The organism is Pseudomonas sp. D3-10, assembly GCF_051132175.1.
Taxonomy (GTDB): domain Bacteria; phylum Pseudomonadota; class Gammaproteobacteria; order Pseudomonadales; family Pseudomonadaceae; genus Aquipseudomonas.
On the sequence record NZ_CP071669.1, the window covers coordinates 138243 to 145410 of the forward strand.

The window sequence follows — 7168 nt, forward strand, 5'->3', positions numbered from 1 at the left end:
CGGCTTGATGAACACCATCACACCCAGCCAATTCATCAATACGTGACCTGGTGCGGAGGAGTCGCCACCGGGGAGCAACCGAAAGCGCTTACTGGCTCTGATTTCTACCTGCTTCGAACGAATGGTGAAGATCACGTTTCTTTTCCTCTAGCGAACCAACTGGTTCTCATCGGCTGCCGGCACCGCATCTTCCGCTGCCTTAAATGCCCTCACGCGGGCTTGCGCGGCATCATTTGCCTCGTCATTCAGGGTTTCACGCTCAGTGGCCGTAATCGCACCTACGTCCGCCAATGCCTCGGCATAAGCGCGGGCATGTTCCTCGGCACGATCAATGTACGGGCGACTTACGCGCCCAATATCTCGCACCTTGCGGCGCGCTTGGTTCAGGTAAAGGGTTTTTTCATGGTCGGTATAAGTCGGCATGGCTTCTTTTCCGTCCTATTTTGGCTTCTGGATTTGGCTAGGAAATTTGCCAACTTGGGTGCGTACCAATTCAGTTTGTTGAAGCACAAATCGATTTGGTGAAACACGAACACTGGTCTCTGCGAACACATGATCAGAGAGCCCCTGAGCAAGCGCGTCAAACTCTGATTCACCGCTCAATGGTTCATCTCGATCGACAGTTCCGTCATAGGTGAAGAAATTATCCCCGCCGCGTGGATCGGGCGCATAAGCTTTAACGTGGTATGTGTAAATCATGGCGTTTTCCTTGTTACTTGCGCTTTGCTTTGTAAGCCACTTTCCCGTCCTTCGCCGTGTGACCATTGTCAGCCACCAGACGCCGAGCGAACCGACTTGCCTGTGCGGCATCCGCTGCGTCGAATTCGGCCAGTTCAACGACACCACCGGCAAAGGTGATGGTGACGACAAACGGGTAAAGCTCACGTTGCGGCATGCTGTTCATGGCAGTTTTCCTCAGTGAATCGCTTCAATGAGGTTATTTTACGGTATAGCGTATAAATAACATAGCTTTATTTACGGTATACCGTAAAATTTTAACAGGTTCACGACTCTGCCGTTCTCGTCTTGGATGGCCTTGAAACGCAAAGAGAACTGCCCTCGATTGGCCCCTGTCTGCTCGCAAGCTTCCTTTGGCGTTAAACCGTGTACAAGGTGCTGCCGTAGAGCTTCGCGAACCTTGGGTCCTCGTATGTCAGTGCCAGCCAGCAGCAAATCAAATTGTTCGGCTGGGACGTTACCCGGCACCAAGTCATAAACACCCATCAAATGATTCTCCGAACTATGTCGCCTAAACGAGCTGGATCGCCCGCACAGAGCTTCTTGACCGCTTCCAAGCTCTCGATGCCCAGTATCTCGCTGATATGCCGCAAGTCGATGCCCCGACGGTTGAGCTTGACCGCAAGCGTCCGACGCCCTGACTGGGCGCTGGCCCCCTCGATCCCAGCAAGACCGAACAACCGTGTATAGAGTCGGCTGAGTTGGTTCGCGCTGTAGTACGTTTTGCCGTCGCGCCGCTGAGCGCTGATCTTCAACCCTTCGCCAGTGCGACCGGACACGAACAACGGAGAATCAGGATCAAGGCCACGAAAAGCCATCACCCTGGTTGAAACGCCGTGACCGCGTGCGAGACGTTCGGCAAGGTGCGCGTCTATGGCATTGGTCAACTTCTTGTTGGTCCAGCACAACGGCCTAGAACGGTGGTTATAGGCAATCTCCGCTCGCACCTGGGAGTCGATCAGCACAGCACCTGACTCAGTGAGGTAGTCGCTCACGCGCAGGCGGCAAATCTCCGTCACAGTCATGCCGGTGCCGAAGCAGGTAAGCAGCAGCGCTGCGTCACGACTTCCATTCTCCGGGCTGCTCACTTTGGCGACTCTCACAGCATGCTCAAGCTGCTCATCTTCGATAACAATCGCCTTGGGCATATCTCACTCTAAATGCTGATTAATCATCAATCCTGACATAGTACGTCAACAAAAAGGCCGGAGATAGCCCCGGCCTGTTGGTGTTTCTCAAGTCCACGGAAAATTTGAAGCCGGTACGGCAGACATAAAAAACCCCAGCGGATTGGCTGGGGCTTTTTGGCACACCATCGTGCCACTCATTGATCGTCGTCGACGGCACCGAGACGCTTGAGGCTTTCTAGTGCCTTGGCGCATACCGAGGAACCGTTGCGCGTGCCATCAGAGAGCGCGTCCGCTACCGAGTTCACGCCAGCCACGAAACCGATATTCTGCCCTGCGGTTAACCCGTCTGCGAAACCTTGGCTGTAGCCAACCTCCAAGCCCTTAGCAAATGCAACCCGCGCCGCAGCATCCGCTGCACCTTGCGCATACCGCTCGTACAAATCGTCAATCATGTGAACACCTCATTTTCAATGCCGCCATCACCGTTATGGCTTAGGTCGACCGCCGCAGCATAACCGCCGAGCGAGCTGCCCACCAGCAATGGCAAACCTGTGAGTAGGTCCAAACATCACGGAAAATTAAAGAGGAAACATTATTTGTTGGATCATTGTGCTTTCGCCAGCGCCGCAATGACATGGCCATCGGCGAAGGCCAGATCCAGCTTGCCTGCATCGCGAGCCTGCTGGGCACTGCTGATTATCTCCCCACCAGGGCCACGGACTAAGGCAAAGCCTCTCCCAAGCAGTGCAAGCGGATTTGTCTTGTCGTAGACCGTGCATGCAAGCTCCAGGCGCGAAGTTTCCTTGGCGATCAGCGCCCTACTCAGAGAGGCCACCCTCGAGGCGGCAAACAGCCCCCTTTGGCGCTCAGCTACACACAGACCAGCCCCGAGCCTTGAAAATCGATCCTGCGCGAGCTGGAGGGCCATGCGCTGTTGGCTGAGGAGGCGGTCCCGGCCTTTGTCGAGGCTGCTTTGCTGTTGCAACAGTTGCCGATGCTCCCCATGGAGCGTTTCCGTCACCCGCCGGCTGAAGGTGCTCCAAGCGCGATCCAGATGCGGGGCTTGCCCAGACACCAGGCGCAAGATCATGCCGTTGGCCCGCTCGACCTGAGCCCGAGCAGTTGAGGCCTCAGACATGAGCGCTGTTTTGATGAACCCGATGACCTTCGATGGTGTGTCGAACCGGCGGTGTGCCACGAGGTCAAGCACGCATTCGTCAATCTCGTGCCCAATGCCGGTGAATACCGGAACAGGCAACCGGCAGACCCAAGCCGCAAGGTTCGCGTCGTTGAGCCAGGCCAGATCGCTTTTCGCCCCACCCCCGCGGATGATGCATACGGCGTCGAATGGCTGCTGTTGATGTTGCTCATGAACCGTCCGCAACGCAGAGCGGATGCTGTCTGATGCGTCACGCCCCTGGAACGTCGCTGAGAAATACTCGAATCCGCACACCTCGGCCGCAGCCAACTGCTCTGCATCACGCCGAAAATCGGCCAGCCCAGCAGCCTCGTGCGGAGCCACAACTGCAACGCGCCAGAACCCCCCTGGAGAGGGAAGTCCCCGCTGTAGGTCGAACCACTGCCGCTCCTTCAGGGAGGTAATGATCTTCTGCATCTTGGCCTGCATGTCACCCAGCGTGTAGCTCGGGTCGATGCCGGTGACCATCAGGGCGAAGCCAAACTGAGGGGAAAAATCTGCCCTCACTTTCAGCAGGACGTTCATTCCTGCTTGGGGCAGGCCTCCGGTTGCCTGCTGCCACTCACCAAGTACCTTGCCGGCGACGTTCGCAAACATGGTGCACCGTGCCTTCGCGACCTCGGCTCCCTCACGCGACTCCAAGATGTCCATGAAGCAGTGGCCGTTCGGGCGGCGCTTGAAGTCACTGAGTTCTGCAACAACCCAGCAACTGTCTGGCACCGCAGCACGGATGGCCTTCTGGATCTGGGTAAGGTATGCGCTGAGAGTGAGGTGCTGCTCAATCGGATCAGGTGCGCTCACCGGTCTGTCCCTCTTCAGCGCCCAAGGTCGCTTCAACAACGGCCTCGATGCGGGTAAGCCGGTCGGCACAGAACTTACGGGCATCCGCAAATTCGCGAGCAAGGGTCTCCAACTCGTCGATGCTCACTTCATTGCGCTCCAGGCGCTTTACCGTCTGGTCGATGAAGGCGATGTTGGCTTCGTAGGTATCTCGGCTCATGTGGGAAGTCCTGGGGAAGATGGGATCAATCAACGTGCCGATTGTCGCAGCTTCCCCAAAAGACCCAACCCTATCAGCCTTCAGGCTGAACCCACGTTGTCTGACCCTCTGGGATCACGCCTCGATTGCAGCCGTATTTGGACAGGTACAACACCCTGCTCTGCCGCAACCAGGCCTCAACGGTTGGAACGATCATCGCGGCATACTCGGCAAGGCTCGGGTGTTTCTTCCAGCCGCCATTGCCGATCGCGGATTCCAGCGAACGGTCATACCAGGCGTTGACCAGTTGCTCGACTCCAGCCAATTCTTCGCCGGCGGACAGTGCGGAATGGATCAGGTTATGCGCCTCGCGTTTCCTTTGCTCTCGGGTGGCATGTGCAGCTGGTAACGCTCCGAGGGAGAAAAGAGCGTCCTCAAAATTGAGGTGACGCTTCTCGTGAGTAGTCGAGTCCTTGGCTACATCCGGGACGAAAGAAAAGCGGCAGAGCTTGCAGTAGACCACGCCACTGTCCTTCCGCTCGTAGTGCTGCTCCAACGAGCGAGTGACCCACTTGCGAACTTCGTGATAGCTGCGTGCCTGAAGATGATGCTGCGCCATCAGGTTGAGGCGCTGCGCATGGCTCAATCCTGGGTGATGGGCCTTTGCCTGCTTGGCGAGCTTTTTGAGGTTTTCGATATCGCGGAGCGTGATTGGGTTTTGCATACGGCAGCCTCCAAAGGCTGATGCTCTGTGTCCACTTCGGAGCACCCATAAGGGTTCCGTTGGTTTGTCGGTAGTGCTTTCGCTTTGCCAATGTGGACGGCAGGCACCTACCCGTGTGCCGAGGGGAATATCTCTGTCTCGATCGCGAACGTCAAGTGTGATGTCGAGTTTCGCCCTGCTGGTTGAAATTTGAGCATCGCCGGGGGAGCGTTCCCAGACCGCCACGCCAGGACTTTATCCACAGGCTTACCCCCACTTTCAGGGGACAAACCTCGGACGAAAAAAATCCCGCTCGAGCGGGACTTGTTCCTGGGCGCGACCTCATTCCAACAGCATGTGTTCGTCACGGCCCATAGGTTTGTGCAGAGAGACGCTTTCACCATCCATTTTGCCCTGAATGTACGCTCGGTACGCATCCATATCCAGTTTTCGGCGTTTCATCTTTGTGATCGGAAAACCAGGATAATGTCTTTGGGTATAAGCGTGGATTGCCCGCTCCCCTTCTTCCGTAACGCCGGCAAATTCCTCTACTCGTTTATGTACGCCGATGATCCACGCTTCTGCATACAGCACTCCCGCTCTGCGCCTTTGCACTGTGCCCTGAATGCTGACCCCTGAGAGGTATTTTCTCTTGGAGTCTTTCAGTTGCCGGATAAGCACCTCATACGCATAGGCCGACATTTCAGCGCTACCGATTTCTCCAATAAAAATCAGCGACTGCCCGTCAGGCCCATAGCTGTAGAAACTCACACAGCCAAACGCCTTAGAGACTGTCATCGACAGCATGCGAATCCATTGTGGCGGAACGCTTTTGGCTTTACCGATCCGCAGGGAGAATTCTTCCGCCTGGGTAGCACGCACATCGCCCACTTCCAGCTTGAACTTGTCCATAAGTTTGCGGGCTTGCCGCATTGCTGCTTCGGCCTCATGCGGGTTGCTGGATTTTGCGAGCGCAAAACATTTCCTGATTCTGCCTAGTGCGCGAGCGCGCTTATCCATGTCTGCAATTGCGCACTCACTCACCAGCCAATCCTCCGCTTCGCGACACGTTATTAAGCATGACGCTTCAGCGACATCCAATATCGCCCTGTATTCGGGTTGCTCAGCAAATATACTTGCTCCATCCCTTCAAACGAGGTGTCAAACTTTTTGACGTCGCCTCCAAAATAATCACCCAAACGCGACAACAATTTTTCCTGCTCTGCTTGCGGCTGGTCTTTAAGTTCATCAAGAACCATCTTCAGCTCTGTGATTGCTGCGACAAAAAATGTTCTTGCTCGCAACGCATCTGGCTGCCCGAGCGTTGACTCGTATTCACTAAGCACTACGGCCATTGCCATAGAACTTCGCTCACGTAACTCCGCACACTCTTGAGTCAGCACGATTGCGATTAGGAGATCATGACTGCCTGGAATGTCCGCATGCAGAACCTCTAACATTTCTTCAGACCACTCCTTGTCCCTAGGTAGGTTATATCCATCAAGAGAAAAACTACCGCTGGCCCCGATCAACTCATTAACTCCGTACATAAAACATCTTCTCCGTAAATTTGTAGGTCACCGTAACGGCCTGCATTCATCCGCTACGCGAAACGGGGGCACATCCCACACCTACCAATGTTTATTTTATGAAAGTGAGGCACTTCACTGCTAATAGCATTTCTAGCCTGATCGAATAGCAGGACTCTCGTTTCACTGCTAATAACTTCTGCACCATATGAAGCATCTACCAATGGTCCTCCGCTGGCTTGCCAAAAGCCCGACAGGTTAAATCACTGCTAATAGATGGGCTGCACTTGTCGTTTTGACTCGTAGCTGATGCGGTTCATCAGGCAGTAGTCAACTGTGTATCCATCTATTCTGGTTACGATTTCCCCTGTCAAATCGAGCAGCGCAGATGCTCCTGCATAAAATCCAAACCCGCCACTGGCATATTTTCCGCTCCGAATCTGGAATCCTTTCGCGTCGGTAATGGATACCCCGGTTATCTCGTGCCATAGGAGGAACACACCTTCCCCGTACAGGCCTTTGTCCCGCACTGAAAAGAGAACCTGTCTGAGGTGGCTTCCATGGGCCACGCCTATGAAATCGCCGTTTGGTAGCACCGGCGGGAATAACCTGCCGTCATCTCTTTTTCTGAACTCCAAATGTCACCGCCTGTTCATTGCCGTGTTTCGCCGGCTCTTTATTTTCGATATCACCCTGGTGACAACCAACGCTGACTTGATCGACAGGCTGACGCAACAAGCGATCCCGGTAATGCACATGCCAGTGAAGATCATCCCGTGGATTGCTGATGTCCATGCTCCGAGGTATGGCAGATTCGCGAAGATCATTCGCTAGGCCCTCCCCTTACGCTCGCCGATTTGCCCGCCAAGGCTTTCATCGCCACCCGCAGTT

The 7168-nt window shown here is 55.0% G+C and carries 12 protein-coding genes; 1 reads left to right on the plus strand and 11 read right to left on the minus strand.

The window, feature by feature from the left end; translation table 11 throughout:
- Positions 1-147 precede the first annotated feature (147 nt).
- The 11 genes from J3P90_RS26995 to J3P90_RS27045 all read right to left on the minus strand — a co-directional run bounded on the left by J3P90_RS26995 (position 148) and on the right by J3P90_RS27045 (position 6298).
- Complete coding sequence (locus J3P90_RS26995) at positions 148-423, minus strand: hypothetical protein (RefSeq protein ID WP_434676680.1); 276 nt, start codon at positions 421-423, stop codon at positions 148-150.
- Between the two features lie 15 nt (positions 424-438).
- Positions 439-699: a hypothetical protein gene (locus J3P90_RS27000; protein ID WP_434676681.1), complete on the minus strand. Its 261-nt coding sequence runs from the start codon at positions 697-699 to the stop codon at positions 439-441.
- Positions 700-712: 13 nt separating this feature from the next.
- Positions 713-904: a hypothetical protein gene (locus tag J3P90_RS27005; RefSeq protein WP_434676682.1), complete on the minus strand. Its 192-nt coding sequence runs from the start codon at positions 902-904 to the stop codon at positions 713-715.
- A gap of 71 nt (positions 905-975) precedes the next feature.
- Positions 976-1224, minus strand: a complete 249-nt coding sequence (locus tag J3P90_RS27010) for a PapB/FocB family fimbrial expression transcriptional regulator (protein ID WP_434676683.1) — start codon at positions 1222-1224, stop codon at positions 976-978.
- A complete protein-coding gene (locus J3P90_RS27015) occupies positions 1224-1886 on the minus strand; it encodes a tyrosine-type recombinase/integrase (protein ID WP_434676684.1) in 663 nt (220 codons plus the stop codon). The genes J3P90_RS27010 and J3P90_RS27015 overlap by 1 nt, the downstream gene beginning before the upstream one ends.
- Before the next feature lie 176 nt (positions 1887-2062).
- Positions 2063-2320, minus strand: a complete 258-nt coding sequence (locus tag J3P90_RS27020) for a hypothetical protein (protein ID WP_434676685.1) — start codon at positions 2318-2320, stop codon at positions 2063-2065.
- A gap of 152 nt (positions 2321-2472) precedes the next feature.
- Positions 2473-3867 carry an exodeoxyribonuclease VII large subunit gene (xseA, locus tag J3P90_RS27025; protein WP_434676686.1) on the minus strand — a complete coding sequence of 465 codons (1395 nt, stop codon included), beginning with the start codon at positions 3865-3867 and terminating at the stop codon, positions 2473-2475.
- Entirely contained in the window at positions 3854-4066 is a 213-nt protein-coding gene (locus J3P90_RS27030) for an exodeoxyribonuclease VII small subunit (protein WP_434676687.1), read from the minus strand. The genes xseA and J3P90_RS27030 overlap by 14 nt, the downstream gene beginning before the upstream one ends.
- A 73-nt stretch (positions 4067-4139) precedes the next feature.
- Positions 4140-4769 (minus strand): hypothetical protein, encoded by a 630-nt coding sequence (locus J3P90_RS27035; RefSeq protein WP_434676688.1) that lies wholly within the window; start codon positions 4767-4769, stop codon positions 4140-4142.
- 321 nt (positions 4770-5090) lie between these two features.
- On the minus strand, positions 5091-5792 hold the full coding sequence (locus J3P90_RS27040; protein ID WP_434676689.1) for a DUF2786 domain-containing protein: 702 nt from the start codon (positions 5790-5792) through the stop codon (positions 5091-5093).
- 29 nt (positions 5793-5821) lie between these two features.
- Positions 5822-6298, minus strand: a complete 477-nt coding sequence (locus J3P90_RS27045) for a hypothetical protein (RefSeq protein ID WP_434676690.1) — start codon at positions 6296-6298, stop codon at positions 5822-5824.
- A gap of 552 nt (positions 6299-6850) precedes the next feature.
- Here J3P90_RS27045 and J3P90_RS27050 point away from each other — a divergent pair.
- Positions 6851-7111, plus strand: coding sequence for a hypothetical protein (locus J3P90_RS27050; protein WP_434676691.1), 261 nt, complete (start codon positions 6851-6853; stop codon positions 7109-7111).
- Positions 7112-7168 lie beyond the last annotated feature (57 nt).